This window comes from Deltaproteobacteria bacterium, from assembly GCA_003194485.1.
Taxonomy (GTDB): domain Bacteria; phylum Desulfobacterota; class Dissulfuribacteria; order Dissulfuribacterales; family UBA3076; genus UBA3076.
The window spans coordinates 72780-95222 of sequence record PQXD01000001.1 but is presented as its reverse complement, the minus strand read 5'-3'; the positions used below and the strand labels follow the sequence as shown (position 1 = coordinate 95222).

At 50.2% G+C, this 22443-nt stretch carries 22 protein-coding genes and 1 tRNA gene; 9 read left to right on the top strand and 14 right to left on the bottom strand.

The genetic code is table 11. The features are described from left to right. The coding region (locus C4B57_00495) for a hypothetical protein (GenBank protein ID PXF55968.1) at positions 1–543 on the bottom strand (543 nt) is incomplete at its 3' end. A gap of 512 nt (positions 544–1055) precedes the next feature. On the opposite strand from C4B57_00495, the gene C4B57_00490 reads away from it, so the two are divergent. The 8 genes from C4B57_00490 to C4B57_00455 all read left to right on the top strand — a co-directional run bounded on the left by C4B57_00490 (position 1056) and on the right by C4B57_00455 (position 6906). Next, positions 1056–1427 carry a DUF1844 domain-containing protein gene (locus tag C4B57_00490; protein PXF55967.1) on the top strand — a complete coding sequence of 124 codons (372 nt, stop codon included), beginning with the start codon at positions 1056–1058 and terminating at the stop codon, positions 1425–1427. 52 nt (positions 1428–1479) lie between these two features. Further along, positions 1480–2319 carry a 4-(cytidine 5'-diphospho)-2-C-methyl-D-erythritol kinase gene (ispE, locus tag C4B57_00485; GenBank protein PXF55966.1) on the top strand — a complete coding sequence of 280 codons (840 nt, stop codon included), beginning with the start codon at positions 1480–1482 and terminating at the stop codon, positions 2317–2319. Positions 2320–2334: 15 nt separating this feature from the next. After that, positions 2335–2409: transfer RNA gene (locus C4B57_00480), tRNA-Gln, on the top strand. 33 nt (positions 2410–2442) lie between these two features. Continuing rightward, on the top strand, positions 2443–3387 hold the full coding sequence (locus C4B57_00475; GenBank protein ID PXF55965.1) for a phosphoribosylpyrophosphate synthetase: 945 nt from the start codon (positions 2443–2445) through the stop codon (positions 3385–3387). 15 nt (positions 3388–3402) lie between these two features. Then, positions 3403–4035, top strand: coding sequence for a 50S ribosomal protein L25 (locus tag C4B57_00470; GenBank protein PXF55964.1), 633 nt, complete (start codon positions 3403–3405; stop codon positions 4033–4035). A gap of 85 nt (positions 4036–4120) precedes the next feature. Continuing rightward, positions 4121–4717: an aminoacyl-tRNA hydrolase gene (locus C4B57_00465; protein ID PXF55963.1), complete on the top strand. Its 597-nt coding sequence runs from the start codon at positions 4121–4123 to the stop codon at positions 4715–4717. 20 nt (positions 4718–4737) lie between these two features. Then, the gene (locus C4B57_00460; protein PXF55962.1) at positions 4738–6087 is read left to right on the top strand and encodes a M23 family peptidase; all 1350 of its coding nucleotides are present in this window, start codon (positions 4738–4740) and stop codon (positions 6085–6087) included. Between the two features lie 108 nt (positions 6088–6195). Beyond that, positions 6196–6906, top strand: a complete 711-nt coding sequence (locus tag C4B57_00455) for a hypothetical protein (GenBank protein PXF55961.1) — start codon at positions 6196–6198, stop codon at positions 6904–6906. 9 nt (positions 6907–6915) lie between these two features. Here the strand turns inward: C4B57_00455 and C4B57_00450 are convergent, their stop codons facing one another. Continuing rightward, complete coding sequence (locus tag C4B57_00450; protein PXF55960.1) at positions 6916–7386, bottom strand: transcription elongation factor GreA; 471 nt, start codon at positions 7384–7386, stop codon at positions 6916–6918. Positions 7387–7503: 117 nt separating this feature from the next. Further along, the gene (locus tag C4B57_00445; protein ID PXF55959.1) at positions 7504–7830 is read right to left on the bottom strand and encodes a hypothetical protein; all 327 of its coding nucleotides are present in this window, start codon (positions 7828–7830) and stop codon (positions 7504–7506) included. A 382-nt stretch (positions 7831–8212) separates the two neighbouring features. Between C4B57_00445 and C4B57_00440 the strand changes: the two genes are divergently transcribed. Beyond that, positions 8213–9604 carry an RNA polymerase subunit sigma gene (locus tag C4B57_00440; protein ID PXF55958.1) on the top strand — a complete coding sequence of 464 codons (1392 nt, stop codon included), beginning with the start codon at positions 8213–8215 and terminating at the stop codon, positions 9602–9604. Here the strand turns inward: C4B57_00440 and C4B57_00435 are convergent. The 11 genes from C4B57_00435 to C4B57_00385 form a co-directional block, all read right to left on the bottom strand. Next, the gene (locus C4B57_00435; GenBank protein ID PXF55957.1) at positions 9601–10938 is read right to left on the bottom strand and encodes a hypothetical protein; all 1338 of its coding nucleotides are present in this window, start codon (positions 10936–10938) and stop codon (positions 9601–9603) included. The genes C4B57_00440 and C4B57_00435 overlap by 4 nt on opposite strands. A 64-nt stretch (positions 10939–11002) precedes the next feature. After that, the gene (locus C4B57_00430; protein ID PXF55956.1) at positions 11003–11857 is read right to left on the bottom strand and encodes a hypothetical protein; all 855 of its coding nucleotides are present in this window, start codon (positions 11855–11857) and stop codon (positions 11003–11005) included. A 23-nt stretch (positions 11858–11880) separates the two neighbouring features. Next, on the bottom strand, positions 11881–12825 hold the full coding sequence (locus C4B57_00425; protein ID PXF55955.1) for a hypothetical protein: 945 nt from the start codon (positions 12823–12825) through the stop codon (positions 11881–11883). Continuing rightward, the gene (gene hisA, locus C4B57_00420) at positions 12773–13576 is read right to left on the bottom strand and encodes a phosphoribosylformimino-5-aminoimidazole carboxamide ribotide isomerase (GenBank protein PXF55954.1); all 804 of its coding nucleotides are present in this window, start codon (positions 13574–13576) and stop codon (positions 12773–12775) included. Before hisA ends, C4B57_00425 begins: the two co-directional genes overlap by 53 nt. Positions 13577–13893: 317 nt before the next feature. Then, on the bottom strand, positions 13894–14691 hold the full coding sequence (kdsB, locus tag C4B57_00415) for a 3-deoxy-manno-octulosonate cytidylyltransferase (GenBank protein ID PXF55953.1): 798 nt from the start codon (positions 14689–14691) through the stop codon (positions 13894–13896). 5 nt (positions 14692–14696) lie between these two features. Beyond that, a complete protein-coding gene (gene rsmI / locus C4B57_00410) occupies positions 14697–15587 on the bottom strand; it encodes a 16S rRNA (cytidine(1402)-2'-O)-methyltransferase (GenBank protein ID PXF55952.1) in 891 nt (296 codons plus the stop codon). Then, positions 15580–16176 (bottom strand): CDP-alcohol phosphatidyltransferase family protein, encoded by a 597-nt coding sequence (locus C4B57_00405; GenBank protein ID PXF55951.1) that lies wholly within the window; start codon positions 16174–16176, stop codon positions 15580–15582. Before C4B57_00405 ends, rsmI begins: the two co-directional genes overlap by 8 nt. Positions 16177–16188: 12 nt before the next feature. After that, on the bottom strand, positions 16189–19020 hold the full coding sequence (locus tag C4B57_00400) for an isoleucine--tRNA ligase (GenBank protein PXF55950.1): 2832 nt from the start codon (positions 19018–19020) through the stop codon (positions 16189–16191). A 130-nt stretch (positions 19021–19150) separates the two neighbouring features. Beyond that, positions 19151–20080: a rhomboid family intramembrane serine protease gene (locus C4B57_00395; protein PXF55949.1), complete on the bottom strand. Its 930-nt coding sequence runs from the start codon at positions 20078–20080 to the stop codon at positions 19151–19153. A 44-nt stretch (positions 20081–20124) separates the two neighbouring features. Continuing rightward, a complete protein-coding gene (locus C4B57_00390; GenBank protein PXF55948.1) occupies positions 20125–20832 on the bottom strand; it encodes an HAD family phosphatase in 708 nt (235 codons plus the stop codon). Then, on the bottom strand, positions 20772–22232 hold the full coding sequence (locus C4B57_00385) for a YihY/virulence factor BrkB family protein (GenBank protein ID PXF55947.1): 1461 nt from the start codon (positions 22230–22232) through the stop codon (positions 20772–20774). Before C4B57_00385 ends, C4B57_00390 begins: the two co-directional genes overlap by 61 nt. Positions 22233–22443 lie beyond the last annotated feature (211 nt).

Genomic DNA, 22443 nt, shown 5'->3' with positions numbered 1-22443 from the left:
AAGGAGGACTATTGCCCGGTTAAAAAGTCTTTCCAGGGCAGGTGCAGTAATAGCTGCTATGGAAGAAGCAATGAAATTAGGACACACAGGGCCTCGTATTTTGGTTGGTTGTCTGCCTTCCTCATCAGAATCGCAGGGAGTTTTTTCCTTTCCCCGATTACATGTGCCTTCTCTAATCTGTCTACCGTTGAATCCCACAATCCTCATAAGAGATTGACAATGAAGGATGACAGGGTCAATGTGCCAGAAGAATTTGAGGCCTGCGACAATACGCATCAAGTAGATGAAAATAATGGCCATGAACGGCACATTGCTTTCTCGTTTTTTTGACTTGGGATCAAGCCCCATAAACAAATCCTTAAAACCAAGATGGTCGAGGAAGTAAAAGAATTCATCGAAGAGCCCTGCCTCTCCAAGGCCATAGACTTCGGGGATATCTTGTCCGTCGGCAAGATTTTTGGCTATGCCGGCCTGATCCCTGTTGGCGGTATGCCATGTCAGGCGGTCAGCTATATTTTGCGATGCATCATTGATTAAACCCATAAAATTATAACTACCATAGACGGCGGGTGATGTCAAAGGGGAATGCAATATAACCTATTGATATTCTTGATAAAAAAGACGTCCTACATTGGCCGCTGCCGGCCTTTTGGGCCTTGGTATAGGAGGGGATATATACTAACCGTCAAGCACCCGGCTATCGCCGCCACAGGCACGTTAAATGATACGGAAATAACATTGACGGAAAATCACCGTCATGGACAAATTTTTCGTTTTGTGAAAAAAAATTAGAAAAATTGAGGAGTTGACTCAAAAAATGGTTGCTCTATGAAAGAATCTTCAGACCAATGGCAGTAATTGTATGGCAAGCAGCCTACCCGGTGCTTGCTGCCTGTATCTTATATGAAATATCCAGTTCTGTACTATTCGATACCAAAGCACAGATTGTACTTATTTCGTTTAATATGGACTTGCTCAAAAGCATTTCCTGTTCTAATTTTTAATAGAGAAATGATTCTGCTGAAAATACCTCAAAATCCAAGGAGAAGATAGCAATGAGTCACAATGACGGGAAAGGCTTTAAGGTCACGGACAAGAGGCACGGTGCCAAGAATGTCTCAGATCAGAAAGATTCAAAAGACTCCGGGTCCACTAAATCGGAAAGGCCTGATTCAGTGCCACTTCCTGAGGTGAATTTTTCCACCTTTATATTCTCTCTTAATACGTCAGCCCTGGTCCATCTGGGTGAAATCCCCGAGTTCGGCTCAGGAGAGATAAAGAAGGATCTCACTCTTGCTCAACACACTATAGACACCCTGGCCATGCTCCAGGAAAAGACGGCTGGAAATCTTGTTGAAGACGAAAAAGGCCTTTTGGAGCACATACTTTACGATTTGCGAATGAGATATGTCAAGGCTATGTCCTGATCATGTAATTAAGGCAAGAAGCAATAACGGTTACCAGTAAAGTGACCATCGCATGAGTTCTTTGAGCCTTTTGGCCCCTGCCAAAATAAATCTGTTTCTGCTGATTAACGGCCGCCGTCCGGATGGATATCACCTCATTTTTACAATATTCCAAAAGGTTTCTCTTTGGGATGAGATTGAAATTTCTGTGAACCAGAAAAAAGGGGGAGGGATTTATCTGGAATGTCCTGGCAGCAACCTGGCCTCGGGCCCGGATAACCTGGCATACAGGGCGGCCAGACTGTTCCTGGAAAAATCCGGTCTGGACCTCGCGGTTGAAATTCTTTTGAGAAAGAGGATTCCCATAGGCGGAGGTCTGGGAGGCGGCAGCAGTGATGCGGCGTCCGTGCTGAAAGGCATGAACAAGCTGACCGGCTTTCCGTTTAATGGGGCGTCTCTCCATTTTCTCGGCTGCAGTCTCGGGGCAGACGTGCCGTTTTTCCTTCTTGAGGCGCCTGCAGCAGTGGGAAGGGGGATAGGCACTGAGCTTGAAGTCGTTGATGCCCCTCATGGATGTTATGTATTGGTCTATCCCGGTTTTAGCGTAAATACTCGATGGGCTTATGAGAATTGCGTATTGACAGGGCAGAAGGAGGACACTATTTTTGACTCCGGTGAGGCTATTCGAGCCGCCATGTGGCGGAATGATCTGGAGAAGGTAGTTATGGCCAGATATCCAGAAATAGGCCTGATCAAGGCCGATCTTATGGCACTTGGAGCCGAGACGGCCATGATGTCAGGGAGTGGATCGACAGTCATCGGATCCTTCATATCGCAGGAGGAAGCCCACAGGGCAGCTTCCAGCCTCAAAGCCAGAAAGGGCCTTCACACTTTTTTGGCAGAGAGTTTATAGTTGAAATGGGACCATTGGGGTGTCGTCAAGCGGTAAGACACGGGTTTTTGGAGCCCGCATTCGGAGGTTCGAATCCTCCCACCCCAGCCATGATGTAATTAAAAAAAATTAAGGTTTTTTACTATGCCAATAGATCATATGATGATTTTTGCCGGAAATGCCCATCCTGCCCTGGCTCAGGAAATATGTGACTACCTGAGCATGCCTCTTGGCAGGGCATCTGTGCGAACCTTCAGCGACGGTGAGGTGTTTGTGGAGATAGGGGAAAACGTAAGAGGTGCGGATGTATTTGTGATCCAGCCCACTTGCCCCCCTGTAGACCATAATGTGATGGAACTTCTCATAATGGTGGATGCCTTGAGAAGGGCGTCAGCCAGGAGAATTACGGCGGTATTGCCATATTATGGTTATGCCAGGCAGGATCGAAAGGCGGCTCCAAGAGTCCCTATTTCCGCCAAGCTCGTGGCGGACATTATCACCACGGCGGGTGCCAGGAGGGTCCTTGCCATGGATCTCCATGCCACCCAGATCCAGGGTTTTTTCAGCATACCTGTGGATCACCTTTTTGCAGCTCCGATACTGCTCAATTATCTCAGAAATAGATTTCCGGAAGAAGTGGTGATGGTATCTCCTGACGCAGGCGGAGTTGAGCGGACAAGGGCCTTTGCCAAGAGGTTGGGGGCTGGATTGGCCATAATCGACAAGCGCAGGGATCGGCCTAACGAGACGCAAGTCATGAATATTATTGGCGACGTAAAAGGGAAGACGGCTGTCATACTGGACGATATGGTGGATACTGCCGGCACCCTTTGCAAGGCGGCTGAGGCCCTCAAGGAACACGGTGCCAATGAAGTCCATGCCTGTATTACACATCCGGTACTCTCAGGCCCGGCGGTAAATCGCATCAGGGAATCGGTACTTAAGTCCTTGGTGGTTACAAATACTATTCCCCTGAGGGAAGAGGCCCAAAAGGTTGACAAGATCAAGGTGCTGTCCGTGTCCGACCTTCTGGGGGAGGCCATAAGACGCATACATAAAGACGATTCAGTAAGTTCACTATTTGTCTAATAAGGAGTTTTTACAATGAAACATGTGGCAATAGAGGCCCATGTACGTACAAAGGCCGGAAAAGGCGTGGCCCGCAAGCTCCGCCATGCAGGGCAGACCCCAGGGATACTGTACGGGCCAAAGAGCGAGACCATTCCTCTTTCTGTAAACTCTCATGAATTCAACAAACTGCTGAATTCGGCACGTGGAGAGCCGCTGCTTTTCACTCTGAATTTAACGGGCAATGGAGACAGCAATAGTCATACCGCCCTAATCAAGGACCTGCAGTTGCATCCGGTGGATGACCAAATATGCCATGTGGATTTTTACGAAGCCCTCATGGACGAAGAGGTGCAGGTTGAGGTGCCCATCGCAGCAGTGGGTAAGGCCAAGGGTGTCGAAACAGATATGGGTGTCCTGGAAATCATCCAACGAACTGTTAAGATATCCTGCCTTCCTTTGGCCATTCCGCGGGAAATACAGGTCGATGTTTCTGATCTCGGGCTGGGAGACGCCGTCCATGTGGCGGACATTACACCTCCGGAAGGAGTCCGCCTTTTAGATGATCCCGAGACGGCCTTGATGACCGTCGTGACTTCAGCAGCCGAGGAACCTGAAGAGGAGAAAGAGGAAGAAATCGAGGAAGAGGAAAAAGAGGAATCCGAGTAAATGGCATGATCACTGCGTGGGCGGGTGATCCAATTTCAGTGCCATTATTTGCAGGCATAAAAGGTGAAAGCTGATCTTGTCCAGAATGCTCTTGGCAGGCCTCGGAAATCCTGGTCTCAAGTATAGGAATTCACGCCATAATGTGGGGTTTGCAGCCCTGGATAGTCTGGCCTCTCAGTTCGGTCTTGATTTTATCCTGCATAAGAAATTTCCCTTATATGAAAGTGTATCGGGTTCTATAGCAGGCATTCCTGTTATACTGCTTAAGCCTCTCACTTACATGAACAGAAGTGGCGAGGTAGTAGCCTCAGTCCTTGATTTTTACAAAATCCCCCGGGACAGGCTCATAGTGGTACATGACGATCTGGACCTGTCCCTGGGAAGGCTGAAGTTCGCACAGGGGGGTGGATCCGGGGGACATAAAGGAGTTGAATCCATTATAGGTTCTGTCGGCAGCAAGGAATTCCCGCGTTTAAAGATCGGCATCGGAAGGCCTGGCAGTCCTGTGCCGATAGACAGATACGTCCTATCACCTTTCATGCCTGAAGAGGTCCCGATAATTGATAAGATCCTCGGCATCGGCACAAAGGGTCTGGTGTGTTTTCTGGAGAAGGGCATTGAAGCCGCTATGAACGAATTTAACGGCCTTAAGATAGAAGCAGGGTCGGCAAAGGACCCTTAGAGATTTTCGAGGAGGAGCAAATGGGCAAGTTTTTTGGTTACACTGCATTAATAGTCCTTGCAGGCCTTATAGCTGCCGGATGCTTTCTTGGATATTTTCTTCTGGAAGGAAGCCCTCCGGATCTGCAGGTAGTCCAGATCCCGGAGACAATGGGAAGGGAGTACACGCTCACGGTTAAGGTTAAAGACGCCCGTAGCGGAATAAGGTCGATTTCTGCCGTCCTGAGCCAGGGTGATAAGGTCCTTGAACTTGATCCAAGGATTCACAAGGTAAAGGAGTGGTGGAGGGGATCCGGCGTAAAGGACGAGACGGTCTCCTGGGTCATTAAGCCGTTCGAGTCGGGTATGGCCGATGGCAAAGCCCTCCTCCTGATCACAGCAAGGGACTCTTCGTGGCGGAACGGTCTCAAAGGCAATGAGCAGACCTGGGAGACAGAAGTTTCAATAGACATGACACCGCCCCGAATAGCAGTGAAAAGTACTGTTCATAATATAAGGACAGGAGGTACCGGCCTTGTATCTTATAGGGTAAGTGAATTACCCAGTAAGACGGGAGTCTGGATAGGCGAAAGATTTTTCCGGGGTTATCCAATGCCTGGAGGGGCAGAGGATATGTACGTGGCTATGGTGGCGGTTCCCTTCAATGTCAGTAAGCCGAAGAAGGTGCTCATCGAGGCGGTAGACCAGGCTGGAAACATTGCCAGGGCCGGCTTTCCTTATCGCATCCTTCGCAAACCTCCAAAGGTGGACAAGATAAATATAACTGACTGGTTCCTTGAGCAGAAAATACCGGACTTCATGGCCAGATACCCTGAATTAAAAGGTTCATACCCTGAAGTATTTCTCGAAATAAACAGTGAATTGAGGCGCCGCAGCAATAAGGAAATCGAGAGTTACTGCAAGGAAAGCGTTCCCGAAATCCTCTGGCACGGAAGCTTTGTTTGCCTTCCTAATTCGGCCTTCAGGGCAGGTTTTGGGGATGAGCGTCATTACTATTACAAGGGCAAGGAAATCGGCCGGTCTTATCACATGGGTTCAGACCTTGCGTCAGTTTCTCATGCTCCGGTCCCGGCAGGAAATACGGGCCTTGTAGTGTTTGCAGACTACCTTGGGATATATGGAAATACAGTAATCCTGGATCACGGCCTCGGCCTTTTCAGTATGTATTCCCACCTCAGCGAAATCCGGGTATCAGCAGGTGATAAGGTGAAACGTGGGGAAAAGATAGGGACAACCGGCATGACCGGTCTGGCGGGTGGAGACCATTTGCACTTCGGAATGATGGTCCAGGGGGTATTTGTTAATCCCTTAGAGTGGTGGGATCAGAAATGGATTCAGGACCACATCCTGAACAATTTGTCTGTGCAGTGAGTCGTAAATTTCTTATGAACCCGTGGTCCCACGTAACCGTTCACTGGCAGGGGATATTTCTTTTCACTTCACACTTCAGCCCCTTATTTTCTTAAGGCCTTCGTAAGCATGGGAGGGAGACCCTCCCCCGGCTCCGGAGCGCAGCGCAGGCGAATGCAGAGGGTGCAGGACATCCACCATGTCAAAAGCCTTAAAGAAAACAAGGGGCGAGAGCATGTTGGAAGAAGGAGCACCCTGTGTGACCGGTTGCCAGTGGACCACGGACGGGTTCATAAGAATATTTACAAGCGGGTCTTCTTATTTGTTGTTTTTTCTTGTAATGTAAATGAAAATTTGGAGGTTATGTACAGAATGGAAATATCTTTGGTGCTGGTGCCTGTGGATTTTTCAGATTGTTCAGCAAATGCAATAAGGTATGCGAGAAAAATAGTTTCTTCATGGAAAGCGGAATTATTGCTCATTCATGTAGTAAATTCGAGTGAGGTTTCACGAATCGCTAATTATACCAAAGAAACGATTGAGAATGTAAAAGAACGGCTTACGAACCAGGCCAAACAGGAATTTCGGCATCTTTTGAATAATTGGAACAGTGATATCCTGATAAAAGATACTATCGTATCTTATGGCTCCCCATTTCAGGAAATTGCCATAAAGGCAAGGGAACTTCAAGCCGACCTTATTTTAATGGGCGGCTACGGAAGTAAGGGAAAGGGACAGATCGACGAGATATTTTTCGGCGGCACAGTGGAAAAAGTGGTTCGCCTTCTCCCCTGCCCTGTGCTATGCGTACCCATGGGATGGCCCACCGAGAATATTTAAGGCAGCACGTCAGACAAAGATCTCCAGTATTTCATAATTCCTGAGCCCTGCCGGTGTGCTGACTTTAACATCATCTCCCTCATATTTGCCTATCAATGCCCGGCCGAGAGGGGACTTAACCGAAATATTTCCTTTTTGTACATCGGATTCGTCCGGACCCACCAGTCTATAGACAACTTCATCTCCGCTATCCATATTTACCAGCCTGACCTTGACCCCGAATACAACCCTGTCACAGTCCTGGTTTTCATTTTCAATCACTTCTGCTGCAAAGAGTTTGCTGTGAAGGTAACGAATGCGGGCTTCAAGTTGACCCTGTCGTTCCTTTGCAGCATGATATTCGGCATTTTCACTTAGGTCACCGTGGGCCCTGGCTACTTCAATAGCCTTGATTGCCTTAAATCTTTCCACCCTCTCCAGGGTATCAAGTTCTTTTTTAAGCCTTTCGAAACCCTCTTTTGTAAATGGGGTCCGTTCCATAGTTTATACTCCAAGATGTGGAATCATATTGCAGAACATTTTGCAATATAACCATAAATACCAAAAAGGGAAACGGATGCAAGCGATTGGCTTTCCAATTTTGAAACAGCCATGGACCTATATAGACGGCACGGATATCTTCCCCGCCGATATGGAAAGTAAAAAAGTGACGTAACCGGTCACAGAGTGCTTCTTCTTCCAACATGCTCTCGCCCCTTGTTTTCTTAAGGCCTTCGCATCATGGGAGGCCCTCCCCCGTTCTCCTTCGCTGCGCCCGGAGCCGGGGGTTTCCCATGCTGCAAAGACCAAGAAAACTACAGGGCTGACGCAAATCGTTTCCGGAAGAAGCACTCTGTGACCGGTTATAAAGTGCCTCCAAGGTCCTTGGCAGGGAGCTGCCTGTATTGTCTTTTTTTCTATTAAGCACTTTACATTCAAGGTCATCGGACCTAAACTCTTTAATTAATATTTGCAATTAAACAGGTAATCGTCTATATTTCAGGTTTGTCTTGTGGCCAGAATTGGCCAAACAGGAAAATTGCTCATGGTCTGCATCAGCCATGTCCAGGTCCAGTTTGACATATAATGTAAGTATTCGGTGAACCCGTGGTCCGCTGTGGAAGTTGCCATCCGTGCCCTGCCGCAGGAGCGGCTTGCCTTTTGCAGGGTTTCGAACGCGGGCCGGGTTGCACTGCCTCTCCGGTCTGCGATGAGTGAGCTTTGAAACCCGGAAAAAGGTAACCGCTTTAAGGCAGGATATAACGGGTTCACCAAATATTTACAATATAATGAACAATAATTAACAAAGTTTGTTCTGGATGAAACCATGGCCGAAAAAGTGCCTACTAAAAAGAATGAGTCATCCAATGATTATCTGTATCGTCTGATTGAGGCAGGCCAAAAAGGTACACTTACTTATCAGGTGCTCAATGAGCTGATACCTGATGAGGAAAAGGATCTTGAAAGGCTTGAAGAGATATTTGATCTGCTGTGCCTTAATAATATTGAAGTCATTGATGGCCCCGAATTAGTGACCGTTTCCAAAGAGAAGTTGTTAAAAGAACTCGCAGAAAATAAATGTCCGGCCGAAAAAGGAACGGACGATGCCCCTGAGGAGAAGACTGAATCCAAGAATGCGGCAGTGGTTCTTGATGCCGGAGGTCATACCGATTCAGAGGAGATTACTACTACCTATCTGCGAGAAATGGGTAGATATGAACTTCTTACGCCAGAAAATGAGCGGGATCTCAGCCGCACAATCAGAGAAGGCTTTAACGGGATTATCAGGGCCATCATGGAACACCCCTCGGATCTGCCTGCAATGGAAGGCTTGAGAGAGCAGATTCGTATATGGAGACGTCGTGATCCCACCCTTAAGCCCAAAAAACAGCAATTAAATTATTTGATAAGTGCAGTTGCCAGTATCTTGGAAATTTACCCAGAGGATGACAGCCTTAAACCTCTCGGGGTAGCTGTCGATAGACACCGGGCAAAAATAGAGGTGGCCAAGGATGAAATGATCAATGCCAACCTCCGTCTAGTGGTCAGCATTGCCAAACGATATATGCATCAAGGGCTGTCACTGCCCGACCTGATCCAGGAAGGCAACCTCGGTCTGATGAGAGCTGTTTTCCGGTTTGATTACACAAAGGGCAACAAGTTTTCTACCTATGCCAGCTGGTGGATACGTCAGGCTATTACCAGGGCCATCCTGGACAAGACACGCACAATACGCCTTCCAGTGCATTTCCTGGAACTCCGTAGCCAGTTCTTTAAGGCATTTTACGCCCTGCTAAAGGAGCTTGGCCGGGAGCCTACGCCTGCCGAGATCTCACTGCGAACGGGACTGCCCCTGGAAAAAATCTTGTCTATTCTGGAGGCCTCAAAGGAACCGGTCTCTTTGGAGACGCCAGTCGGAAATGAAGACAGCACCTTAGGCGACTTTATTGAAAACATGGATATTGTCTCCCCCTACGAAACAGTACGTGAAAGAGAGCTTACAGAGCGCATAAAAGGCATTCTGGCCACTCTCAGCCCAAGGGAAGAGAAGATCATTCGTCTCCGCTTTGGTATAGGCGAAGACAGTGAATATACCTTGGAGGAGATAGGAAAGCGCTTCAACGTGTCACGAGAGCGTATCCGCCAGATAGAAAAGAAGGCCCTGAACAGGTTAAGGCACTCGAGCCGCCGCGAACGCCTGAAGTTTTTCCTTGCTTAGGAAATCGTCCACACCGGCTTATTCCTGTCCACCGAGTTGATTACCAGGCCGGTCAAGATCTTCGGTGTAAAGTAGGTTGATTTGTGAGGCATGATAAGTCCTGCATCGGCAACATCCAGGACATGATCAACCGGTGTTGGCCGCAGGATAAAAAGCACATCGCTTTCACCTAAGGCCTCAACGGCACCTGGAGCATCTATTGTGAACTTCATGGTCTTTCCCGCCTCCAGGCCCTGGGGATTGATTTTAAAGACTTTCTTAATAACGGCCTCTTCCACCAGGATCACATCAAGTTCTGACAGGGCTGGGTGTAAGCGCGGCAATAATCTGCTTTGATCCGCTGCTTTTTGCCACCAGACCTGTGCCGCTTTCCCCTTTCCAAAAACCACTCCGACCCCTCGTCTCTGCGGTTTATTATCAAGGCATTGAATCAGGTTGTTGCATAGTTGCTCCGGCTCCATATTCTGGGCATGAGAGATTGTTTCAACTTCGAACACTTGAGATGCCGTGATTTCTGCGAGCTTCACATCCAGGTCCTCCGGCAGGGTAACAACCCTGTGAACCGGAAGGATTACAAGGCCTGGATCTTCCGCATCTACGAGATAAACCATGAGGTAGTTATAAGGCCTTGACGGGTCTTTTCCATAAACCTTTTGCATCTTGTTTCGGTATCTTATAGCAGTGGTGTAGCGGTGGTGACCGTCGGCAATATACAGAACAGTTTCCAGCAGACACTCATGAAGAGATTTCAGCCTGTCCACATCAGTTATTTTCCATAATCTATGGGTATTACTTGCCTCGTCCTTTACGGTATAGAGCTCTTTCCTTTCTGATCCGCCCAAGATACGAGCAACATCAGGGTTGTGGCGATAAAGAATGAAAATCTGGCTGAACTGGGCCTCTGTGGCCTGTAACAGGCAAAATCGATCTTCCGTCACCCTGTCGAAGGTCTGCTCATGGGGGCGTACGATTCGACTCTCCCATTCCTCTATGCGTATCAACGCCACAAATCCCTTTCTGCAATAATCACCACCCCGGAACGAAAAGCCGATGTCATAGGGATAGATGGCAGGCTCATCTTTCTGCTCCAGGATTTTTCCTGACAGCCAGCTCTCAAATCTCCTCTTTGCACAGGTATATTTATCTACCTTATGCATTCCGTTAAAATCAGGTTTGGATAATTCAAGGGAAAAGATGTTGTATTGATTTCTGGATACAAGCTCATCTCGTCTCTCATCATCAACTACATCATAAGGCGGGGCTACCAGTTGGGCCATATCCCCGGCACGACCGGTATTATATCTTATTCCGCGAAATGGTAATACAATTGCCATCTTGACTCTGTACGCAGTTTTCAGGTTCCAGGATGATTGTCTTTGGACGAAAAGTGAATGCGATCTACCTCAATGCCAACTTGAGACCCAATACACCACACCTTAATGTTGCCCCCGCCAAGGCTATCAGAGAACCGATTCTCGCCGGTGTACGATCATACTTCCAGTAGAGAAGAACCGCGCTCCTGTGAAAGTGGTAAAGGGCAAGCCACCTGGCATTTTTGCTGGCCTGGCCTACGTGGTGGATCACTGGTCCTGCTCCTGGATGATAGACTATCTTCCATCCTGCAGATCGAAACCGGGTACACCAGTCACAGTCTTCCCAATACAAAAAAAACTTCTGGTCCATGGGACCGACGTCTTTCACTGCCGAACGCCTCACGATCATGCAGGCCCCGGAGACCCAATCCACATCAGTAGCCTCGCATATAGATCGGGATGTCAAAATATTTGTTTTGGTAAAGGGGTTATCCGGAAATAGACGTGAAATGAGTGCGGTCCTTCCGAAAAAAGCTGTAGCCAGTGTGGGAAAGGTCCTGGCAGAGCCTTGGATAGAGCCATCAGTATTCAATATCCTCGGGCCTACAATACCCACGCGGGAATTCCTTTCCAGCCATTCCTCAAGAGGACCCCATAAAGGTCCTGATACTTCTGCATCCGGGTTCAAGAGGCATACGTATGGTGCAGTGGCCTTGGCAAGGGCCTGGTTGACCGCCCTGGCAAAACCGACGTTTTCACTGTTTGCCAGCCAGATTACTCCGGGAAACCGTCTTACCAGATCATCAGGAAGGGAGGTCTGGCTGTTGTCCACCACATAGACTGTATCGAGCTTTGAGCGCTCCCATCTCTCAAGCCCTGAAAGGCACCTGCCCAGCGCCTCATGGCAACTGTAATTAACTATTATTACATCAAAACTCAATTAAGCCTCCAGTCACTTCCACACTATGCCAAAGTCCTGACCACATGAGCCAGACCGTCTATCACCTTTGCCGTCCTATGAAAATCCAGTGTCTTGGGCATATCAGAAGGACGATGATAGTTGCGATTCCGATAGAAGGCCGTATCTGTGACCAAAAGGGCAGGATAACCGAAGTGATTAAAAGACCAGTGGTCTGAAAAATCTACGCCCACAACTATCATCGGGGCGTTCAATCTCTCTGCCGGCAGGTCCGTGCCTCTTGAAAAGGCGTGTATGACCTCTTTAGTCCATTTCGAGGACTTCGTATTGCCCACGAGGGCGATGAAGTTGCCGATATCGGGATAAAAACGGTCCATGAAGAAAAGAGGAAACGACTGGCTTTTGGGACGATCACTGAAATATCCTATCATATCGAGGCATATCATGCCTCTTACATGGGCCTTATTGCTCTTCAGCCTGCTGGCATACACAAAACTCCCCATGTGTCGCGTCCTGAAGACAGGTGGCTCTTCAAGGGCAAAGGCCACGAGCCGCACGCCGGGTGGCGGATCTTTTGAAATCAACCGGGCCAATTCCATGATACCGGCTATTCCACTTGCGTTGTCATCCGCCCCTGGAGAATGCGGTACCGTATCATAGTGGGCTCCCACTACAAGCAATGGCATGGATCCCTGTTCCATCTTCCCGGCTTTCGGGGAAGCGCATATATTGTAGTATATCTCCCCTCTGTAATAATAAAGCTGCTCATCCACATTATACCCTAAGCTTTTAAAATTTCCTGCAAGGCGATCAGCCACATTTCTCAGAAGACTTGGCGAATAATACGGGCGGGGACCGATTTCAAGGGCCAGGTATTCTATCCAGCGGCGCATCTCATCTGGATCCGCGCATGGGGACCCGGATCTTCCTGAAACATCAGAATGGCTCTTCATGAACAAATCCCGATCCTGAATCTGGCTGCTTCGCATTAAAGGCTACGACCTCGACATAGGAAACCCCTTTGCCGCCAAAGATGTCCAGCGCGCTTCCAATGGTAATATCCAATCTATCCCGGCCGAGTTCCTTCACCAGGTAAAGGTCTTTCATGGAGCAGGCGCCTCCGGCGTAAGTAGCAGGAACTGGTGTCCAGCGGCCCAACAGCTCCACGAGATCCTCCTCTACCCCCATGCATTTTCCCTCCACGTCTGCTGCATGAATCAAAAACTCAAAGCAGTACTTTGAGAAATAATCAAGGGTCTCAGAAGAAATTATCACGTCAGTAAATCGCTGCCATCTGTCAGTGACGATGTAGTAGTCCCCTCCCCTTTTCCTGCAGCTCAGATCCAGAACCAACCTGTCCCTGCCTACAAGCCCCGCCAGGGCCTTGAGCCGTTCTTCATCTATGGCGCCATCCCTGAAGACGTATGAAGTCACTATAACGGCCGCCGCCCCCTGATCCAGCCAGTATCCCGCATTGTCCGCATTGATCCCGCCGCCTACCTGCAAACCGCCCGGCCATGCCGAAAGGGCCTCTGCGGCTGCGGCCTCGTTCCCGGGGCCCAGCATAATCACGTGTCCGCCGGTAAGGCCGTCACGCCTGAAAATCTTTGCATAATAAGAGGAAGACCTCTCAGCGACAAAATTTTCCTTGAGGGTCTCGGGATTATCCTCATTGAGGGTAGAACCCACAATCTGCTTAACCTTGCCTTTATGGAGGTCAATACACGGACGGAATTTCATACTAAGGTCCTTAAGGCCCTGTTTGGCAAGTGATCACGGAGTATGCCGGTCTTTGCTTCCAGCTCCAATTGGAGATGCCGCCAGATCTTGTGGCCGCCTTTTGCATAACGTCTAAAACAACATCCGGGTTTCGTCAGGCTTCTGATAAGTTCAGCGTAGTTCATAATTTTTATAGATAAATAACAAAATTACGCTCATACGTCAAAGAATCGTAACCTCTCAATAAGTCGGAGGGTTGTCATAGGGCTGCGGGCTTTGCCTTATCCGAACGGGGAGTCATTCGGATATATTTGACTACAGCTCATCGTCCCCAGGCATTACTGCCCGGCCAGGGCTGAGCGGACTGCATCCAGGTCCTCCGGCGTGTCTACTTCCAGCGGAGCCTCTGCTACCTTTACTACTCCGATCGAATAGCCGTTTTCAAGGGCCCTGAGCTGTTCCAGCCGTTCTATCTGTTCGAGTTGCCCGGGAGGGAGAGTAACAAAGGTCTGTAAAAAATTCTGTCTATAGGCGTATAGACCCAGGTGCCTGAGATAGTAATGACCTGATCCCCCGGGCAGATCTTCCCCTGTATCAGAGTCTCTATAATATGGAATTAAGGCCCTGGAGAAGTAGAGGGCCTTCCAGTTATTGTCCACGACCACCTTGACCCGGTTGGGATTCAGGGCCTCCCGGGCCTCAAGAGGGCATGCAGGAGTTGTCATGGCAACTTCAGGCACATCAAGGAGCATCCTTACTATCTCAACTGCTGGTTGCGGATCAAGCAGGGGCTGGTCTCCCTGGATATTAACCACTACATCATTGTCCGAGAGCTCGATAAGCCTTGCCACCTCTGCAATCCGGTCGGTCCCTGAAGGATGACCGGGGTCTGTCATAAAAACCGTTCCACCGGCTGTTTCCACGCACTCCGCAATCCTCGAATCATCAGTTGCCACTACTACCTGGTCAACTCCGGGGACCTCCAGCGCCCTTTCATGCACATGGAGAATCATGGGTCTGCCATGAATCTCTGCAAGGGGTTTCCCTGGAAATCTGGATGAGCCGAAACGTGCAGGGATTATGGCAACCACTTTGACTGGGTGATCGGGGTGATTCCAGTAATGTGCTTTCTGCATGGTAATCAGTCTCCCCGCAATCCCCTGGACCGGCTGTCTTTCTGCTTGATCTCCAGGGCGAGCGGGTATACCCGGCTTTTGGTAATGCCGGTAAGCCGGGCCAGAAGATCCACGCTATCCCTGACTGACAAGCTCTTTCCTGAAATCAGGTGTTGAAGCGCTTTTTTTACCGCCTCCGGGTCCTGGAAGTTTTCTTTGTATTCGCCCTCCTCCGCCCCTTCCATCACCAATGTAATCTCACCCTTCACGCTCTGCTTTGAAACCTGCTCCATAATACCTGATACCGAGCCGTATATCACGGTCTCGTGTATCTTTGTGAGCTCCCTGGCCATTACCATCTGCCTGTCACCTAAGATGCCCAGAATATCTTCCAGGGCATCAGGCAGGCGATGGGGTGCCTCGAAGAGCACGATCGTGTGCGGGATTTCTGCCAGTTGCTCAAGGATCTTGCATCTTTCAGCCTGCTTGCTCGGAAGAAAACCGGCGAAAAAAAAGGAGCCTGCCGGCATGCCTGCCACGCTCAGTGCCGCGACAATAGCGGATGCCCCCGGTACCGGAATTATGCTGAAGCCGGCCTCCCTGACGAATTTTACCATGCCTGCGCCCGGGTCTGAGAGTGCAGGGGTACCGGCTTCTGATACCAGAGCCACATCCTTTCCTTTTTCAAGCAAGGTAATGACCTTTTTGGCGCTGGTCCTTTCATTGTGCTTATGGCAGCTCAGGAGGCCGACCCTGATGCCCAGATGAGTGAGCAGCTTTCTGGTACTCCTCGTATCTTCTGCCGCAACAAGAGATACCTGGCCAAGGACCTCTTTGGCCCTTATACTTATGTCTTTAAGATTTCCAATGGGAGTGCCTACTATGTAAAGAGCACCCTTATTTGGTAATTTAATCACTTGATTGTTTGTATACGTGAATAATACGCTGAAGGGCGGTTATATGGGTAAAGACCGCAAGAATTACCAGAATTGGATAAATCCAGCCGAAGATAAGGCCCACGGCAAGGAGGAACAGACGTTCAAACCTGGTAAGGACTCCCACCTTACAGTTAAAACCCAGGGCCTCTGCCCTGGCCCTGGTATAGCTGACAAGGAGAGACCCGGTCATTGCGGAAAGCACAAGGGCCGCTTCGAGCAACCCGCCCTGCCTGTGTAGTATCAGATAGGTCATCAGCCCCAAAAAGAGAAAGAACTCGGCATACCTGTCCACCGTCGAGTCAAGAAAGGCGCCAAAGGGGCTGACTTGTCCCTGCTCCCTGGCGAGCATTCCGTCAACAGCATCCAGGGGCCCGAATACGGCAAGCAGCCAGCCGGCAACCGCCGGATGCCCCATGCCGAGTGCCAGGCCGCTTGCTCCATAGGCAATAAGCCCGATGATGCTGACCATATTGGGAGAAAGGCCGAGCCCTCCCAAAAAACGGGCCACTGAAAGCAGATAGGGCTTGAACCGGTCACGGCACCAGTCGCTGAAAGACCAATTAATCACTTAAGCACCAAATCACTGAATCATCAAATTCCTGAGTACTCCCGCACACCGGCCGCACACATCAGGCCATGAAGGATCTTTGCCCACATCTTCACTCCAGGTCCAACACCTGGCACACTTTTCACCCGATGCCCGGATAACCTTGACAGCAAGCCCTTCAATCTCATCGCTTTGCCATACGGCGCTATCTCCCGGGTCGGGTTCCACGCTCATCAAGTCAAGCTGAGAGACAATGGTGATAGTCCTTAATAGTTCCCTGCGCCCCTCCAGAAAATCCGCCATATCTTCCGGAGGCTTTATCAGGACCTTGGCATCCAGGGCAAGGCCTATCCGTTTTTCCTTCCTGGCAAGCTCCAGTGCCTTTGTAACTTCTCCCCGGATTCGCCATAGGAGTTCCCATTCAGCATAAAACGATTTATCAATGGATACGGGCGGGGGATCGGGTAAATCCGCCAGAAAAACGCTCTCGGTCCTGGCGCCGGGCAGGTGGCCCCAGGCCTCCTCGGCGGTAAATGAAAGTACCGGGGCCATGAGAAGCAATACATCATGGACAATACGATAGATGGCTGTCTGCGCGGAGCGACGAATACGGCCCTCCGGATATTCACAATAGAGCCTGTCTTTTAAGATATCCAGGTAGAGGGCGCTCAGGTCAACTGTACAGAACTGTTGTATCTGGCGGAACACGACGTGAAACTTAAACTCCTTGTATGCATGTCTGACCCTTGTAGTGATTTCTCCAAGTCTCACCAGTGCCCAGCGATCAAGGACCTCCATCCGGTCAAAATCCAAAGAATGTTTTTCCGGGTCGAAGTCAGACAGGTTGCTGAGAAGGTAACGAATGGTATTACGGATCTTCCTATACGCTTCAGTCAGGCGCTGAAGTATCTCGTTAGAGATCTTTATGTCATCCCGATAGTCCTCTGCCGAGACCCAGAGCCTCAGCACCTCTGCTCCGTATTTCTTGATGACATCAGCCGGCGGGATGACATTCCCCACTGACTTGGACATCTTCTTCCCCTCTCCGTCCACAACAAAACCATGGGTAAGCACTGCCTTATAAGGTGCCTGGTGCCTGGTCGCCACGCTGGTGAGAAGTGAGCTCTGGAACCATCCCCTGTGCTGGTCACTTCCTTCCAGATAAAGGGCGGCCGGAGAGGAAAGCCCTTTCCGTGTCTCCAGGACCGCTGCATGGCTCACTCCTGAATCGAACCAGACATCCAGTATATCGGTCTCCTTGCGGACTCTCGTGCCGCCGCACTTAGGACAAGCAGCTCCGGGAGGGAGGAATTCCTCTGCCTGCCTTGCGAACCATGTATCAGAGCCTTCTTTTTCAAAGATTTCTACTATGCGGTCCGCTATTGCCTGATCCATTACAGGTCCTTCGCAATCTTCACAGATAATGACCGTTATAGGGACGCCCCAGGCCCTCTGTCTGGAAATGCACCAATCAGGCCTGGTCTCCACCATTCCGTAGATACGCTCTTTTCCCCAATCCGGTATCCATCTGACCGTCTCTATGGCGCGCAAGGCCTCTTCACGCAGCGCCCCTGCATCCATGGAGATAAACCATTGGGCAGTCGCCCGGAAAATTACAGGCTTTTTGCAGCGCCAGCAGTGAGGATAACTGTGCTCAATGGTCTCATGAGCCACAAGGCTGCCCTTATCCCTCAACATTTCGACGATCCTGTCATTTGCATTAAATATGTCTTCCCCTTCGAATTCCTTTACCTCTGATGTAAACCTGCCGTGGTCGTCTACAGGGGAATAGATATCAAGACCATATCTGATACCGCTTTCATAGTCATCCGCTCCGTGGCCCGGGGCTGTATGAACACAACCTGTGCCCGTATCCAGCGTAACATACGTGGCGACAATAAGGAGACCTTCTTTTTCCAGGAATGGGTGCTTCACATGCATTCCTTCGATGTCCCCGCCCCTGAATGTACCAAGGACCCTGGCATCTTTCTGCTCAAGACCGGCGGCAAGCAGGGTGGAAAGCAGCCTTCCCTCAGCCAGTATCCAGACTTCTTTTTTTCCCCCAACCCGGACTTCAGCCACCACGTAGTCATAGTCAGGGTGCAGTGCCACTGCCATGTTGGCAGGCAGGGTCCAGGGAGTAGTGGTCCAGATGAGTGCAAAGGCAGGACCAGCGAGCATTCCAAAACGCTCCTTAAGCCACTGATTGAGGCTATCCCCGGCTGCAAATCTTACCGTAATGGAAGGAGACCTGTGGGGGGCGTATTCTACCTCAGCCTCTGCCAGGGCAGTCATACAGCCAGGACACCAATAGACCGGTTTTTTACTCTTGAATATGCGGCCATCCATAAATATGCGGCAGAATTCTCTGCAGATGGAGGCCTCGTAATCATGGGACATTGTGAGATATGGGTTGTCCCAGTCCCCCAATACTCCCAGCCTTGAGAATTCTTCTTTCTGTATGCGTACGAATCTTTCCGCATATTTCCGGCACGCCTTGCGCACGGCCAGCTTGCTCATCTCGAACCTCTTGGATCCCAAGTCTTTCTCAACGTTGTGCTCAATGGGCAGCCCGTGGCAGTCCCAACCCGGTACATACGGGGTGTCAAATCCCATCATATGGTAAGATTTTACAATTATGTCCTTCAGGACCTTGTTGATCGCATGTCCCAGGTGTATGCGGCCATTTGCATATGGAGGACCGTCATGAAGTATGAAAAGGGGACGCCCCTTTCCCTGGTCTCTCATTTGTCCGTAAAGGTCCATGGCCTTCCAGCGCCTGAGTATTTCAGGCTCCCGCTGGGCGAGATTTGCCTTCATCGGAAAGCGTGTCCTGGGAAGGCTTAGTGTCTTTTTGTAGTCCATTGCTCAGTCCTTTGTCCTAATTTTCGGGCCATCATACACCAGCCTTAATCCTACCTCAAACATGGATTGAAATAGTTGAAAATGTCCACCGGCCGAAACCGAATATTTACATTTTTTTCGCTATCCGGGTTTAATATCGGAATGCTATCAGCCATGCCAGGATCGGCACAAGGCACGTGATCATTCCTATAGCATGATCGGTTCTGAGACAGGGAAGGGCCGAGGCCTTCAATAGCTGTCCTGCGGACAGCCCCAGGATCATGCCTGATATGAAGCCGAAGAGGTGTGCCCCGAGATCCGTGTGCTTGCCATGGGTGTCCAGAAACCCCAGAAGTGCAAGGCCGGCCCCGATTGGAATTATGCTATTTCTGAGAGAAAGGCGCCGTGCGCCGAGTGTCTGAAGCGCCATTATCGCACCCAATGCACCGAAAATGGCTGTAGAAGACCCGATTGAATTGTGGGCCTCCCCGTGAACCAGGGCGTTAATCAAGTTGCCGGATACACCTGACAGGAGGGCGATCCCCCACCCCAGGCCGGTACCCAGAAGGCTGCAGAGGCAGACCATCATTAAACCCCCAATCATCATGTTTCCAAGCAGATGAGGAGGGTCTGCATGCAATGTCAGGGCAGTAACCAGGCGCCACCACTGGCCGTCATGAAGGATGCTGTCCACGTTGCCGCTGCCAATTGCAATCAATCGCCCTCTCCAGTCATCTGAAAAAGAAGCGCTGAAAACGGCAGTCAGTATAAGTATGATCCAAAAGGTGGATCGTGCATTCGGATACCATGGAGTAACTTCAAGCGCCAAAGGCCATTCCCGGTTCTCGCTTTCATATTCCTCAAGCTCTACAACAGCCAGATTTACATGATCCGGAGGGACTGCTATCCTGTACCCCTGTAGTGATTGAAGGATCTTGTGAGGGACATCACGGGCAGTGAGCACCAGCGACCATATTTCTGCCTGGGCCTCTGACACAGGTCTGTGCAGATATTTTTCCGCTAAGGCCGAATAATCACACAGGCCCGGAGGCCCGGCGCCGGCTTTATCATGTTCGTTCATAGCCACCAAATACTCGGGCAAGAGAACGCCGTAAATCCAAGATCCTATTCCACCCTATTGATATAATCAATAAGCTCGGCATGAGAGTTAAGCACTATGTCCGCACCAGACAGGTGCTCTTCAGAAAGGGTTGTGGTGAGTGCAACACAGTGAAGGCCCGCGGCCTTGGCGGCCATAATACCGGCAGGGGAGTTTTCCACCGCAAAGCATGCCTCCGGCCCCTGCCCAAGAGCTGAAAGGGCGGTCAGAAATGGATCCGGGAATGGTTTTCTCTTGTTAACCTGATCTCCGGTGACAATATGGTCCATACAACTCCTGATCTCGGATGGCAGGACCTTATTGAGGATTTCCGCATGAGAACTTGTAACCAGGGCAAGTTGCCACCCTGCTTTGCGGAGCCGCTCCAGCATCTGCGGCACCTCAGGAAACGGCTTGACCATAGACTGGTAACTGGCAGCGAATATCTGCATCTGGCGATCCAGTATATCACGGAACATGTCGGCGTCTACAGAACGCCCGCTGTCATTAAAGATCGCCGCGGCCGTATCCGGCTCAATTGCGCCCTCGTGGAGATAAAGTAGCTCAGTAGATACTGAAAACCCGTGCTCGGACAGGGCCTCCTGCCAGGCCCTTACATGATATGACATGCTGTCAAGTATTACCCCGTCCATGTCGAACAATACGGATCTGGTCATCGTTTTCTGTATATCATTTTTTTCCCGGCCAGAAAGGACCTTGCCGCTTTCAGGCACTCCTCAGCCATGCGGCCTCCTGGAGAAGACGGTACTTCCGTGCCGCATATCAGATCGATAATTTCCGCAGGATTGATTTCTTCAGCCGGTGCTGCTGGCACGAATCGATCTTTTTCCCCATCAACTTCCCTTAACAGACCTTTACTTAAGAGAGTTTCAATCACGCCTGCAACACAGGCATCCGGTTGCCTGAGACGCCGAGCAAGGCCGGTCAGATCTGTAACCCTCCTTTCGCTGAAGTCCGCCAGGGTTGTCTCCATGATGTCAAAGGCAAGGGCCAGCCGGGTGCTCGGATCCGGTATGGCGCCTTTGCGGGGATAACTACGCCATACCTGAACTGCAAAGGCCATTTCCGCACCTGCCAGAAAGACCACCCAGCCCATCTGCATCCAGACCAGGAAGAGCGGCAAGGTGGCAAAGGAGCCGTAGATGGCGTTATAACGAGCCACACCTATCTGAAGCTTTATGTAGATGACCTGTATCAGGAGCCAGCCCAGCCCGCCGCAGACTCCGCCTGCCAGGGCCGGGAAAATCTTTACCTTGGCATTCGGAAGAAATCTGTACAATATAGTAAAAGTGGCTACCAACAGGACTATCGGTACCATGTTAAGGAGGAAAGGCCCCAGCCATGTTGCCGGCATCACGCCCTGAAGCCTGATCAGAAGGGCATGGCTATGAAGAGTCGCCATTGTGGCCATGACCGTATTTATGCTTACAGGCAACAGGATCATAAGGGCCAAATAGTCCATTATCTTCCGGCCGATTGGCCGGCTGCTCTCTGCCTGCCAGATGACATTCATGGCCTGCTCGATGCTGCTCATGACGAAAATTGCTGCAATTACAAGCCCCAGAATCCCAAAGGCACCCAATGTGGCGAAGTTGGTGCGATCCACATAATCAAAGACCTGGTCCACTGCCCTCCGGAGGTGGACAGCAAGGTCCTTTGGGACCGGTTCTGCCGCTGCTGATCTTTCCTTATCAGTCTGTTGGGCAGGAGCAGGGCCGGCAGTCGATGTGATTTGTTCCCCACTTTCTTCGGCAGGGGTTACGGTCAGCTCAAGCTGGTCAATAAACTTATAAGCGGCCTCACGCATCTGGCCTCCGGCGCCCAGGCCCTTTAAGACAGCGGTACCCAAAGCGAGCATGGGGACCAGAGACAGGACCACCGTATAGGTCAGGGCACTGGCCCTGAGGGTTATGAGGTCACGCTGGAATTCCTGGAATACTATAAGATGAATCCGCATGGCTATCTTCAGTGACTTCAGCCATCTTTGCCCGTCAGGTTCAGGCCCTGACCATATCCAGGCTGCCAGTGATCCACAAGCCCGGCGGAACCGGCTCGAAAGACTACCTTGTTCATGCTGGTTTTCCGGACTGTCTGTGTTTTCTTTATCGTTCATAATATTGACCCAGAGTTCTCAGCGACTTGGAATATAAGCTCTTTCCAGCCGGGAATCGAAACAGGCTGACGCGAGTCTGCAAAAAAAATTATATCAAGTTCGCATTTGCAAGGCATGCTACAACAATTTTGTAAATATCCGGTGAACCCGTGGTCCCAGCAACCGTTCACTGGAAGGGGATATTTCTTTTCACTTCACACTTCAGCCCCTT

Coding starts and splice junctions, on each gene's coding strand:
- C4B57_00445 (PXF55959.1), bottom strand. CDS start 7,830: ATGACCTTGAATGTAAAGTGCTTAATAGAAAAAAAGACAATACAGGCA.
- C4B57_00435 (PXF55957.1), bottom strand. CDS start 10,938: ATGGCAATTGTATTACCATTTCGCGGAATAAGATATAATACCGGTCGT.
- C4B57_00490 (PXF55967.1), top strand. CDS start 1,056: ATGAGTCACAATGACGGGAAAGGCTTTAAGGTCACGGACAAGAGGCAC.
- C4B57_00385 (PXF55947.1), bottom strand. CDS start 22,232: ATGAACGATAAAGAAAACACAGACAGTCCGGAAAACCAGCATGAACAA.
- C4B57_00395 (PXF55949.1), bottom strand. CDS start 20,080: ATGAACGAACATGATAAAGCCGGCGCCGGGCCTCCGGGCCTGTGTGAT.
- C4B57_00475 (PXF55965.1), top strand. CDS start 2,443: ATGCCAATAGATCATATGATGATTTTTGCCGGAAATGCCCATCCTGCC.
- C4B57_00400 (PXF55950.1), bottom strand. CDS start 19,020: ATGGACTACAAAAAGACACTAAGCCTTCCCAGGACACGCTTTCCGATG.
- C4B57_00460 (PXF55962.1), top strand. CDS start 4,738: ATGGGCAAGTTTTTTGGTTACACTGCATTAATAGTCCTTGCAGGCCTT.
- C4B57_00450 (PXF55960.1), bottom strand. CDS start 7,386: ATGGAACGGACCCCATTTACAAAAGAGGGTTTCGAAAGGCTTAAAAAA.
- C4B57_00425 (PXF55955.1), bottom strand. CDS start 12,825: ATGCGAAGCAGCCAGATTCAGGATCGGGATTTGTTCATGAAGAGCCAT.
- C4B57_00455 (PXF55961.1), top strand. CDS start 6,196: ATGGGAGGGAGACCCTCCCCCGGCTCCGGAGCGCAGCGCAGGCGAATG.
- C4B57_00470 (PXF55964.1), top strand. CDS start 3,403: ATGAAACATGTGGCAATAGAGGCCCATGTACGTACAAAGGCCGGAAAA.
- kdsB (PXF55953.1), bottom strand. CDS start 14,691: ATGCAGAAAGCACATTACTGGAATCACCCCGATCACCCAGTCAAAGTG.
- C4B57_00440 (PXF55958.1), top strand. CDS start 8,213: ATGGCCGAAAAAGTGCCTACTAAAAAGAATGAGTCATCCAATGATTAT.
- ispE (PXF55966.1), top strand. CDS start 1,480: ATGAGTTCTTTGAGCCTTTTGGCCCCTGCCAAAATAAATCTGTTTCTG.
- hisA (PXF55954.1), bottom strand. CDS start 13,576: ATGAAATTCCGTCCGTGTATTGACCTCCATAAAGGCAAGGTTAAGCAG.
- C4B57_00465 (PXF55963.1), top strand. CDS start 4,121: ATGCTCTTGGCAGGCCTCGGAAATCCTGGTCTCAAGTATAGGAATTCA.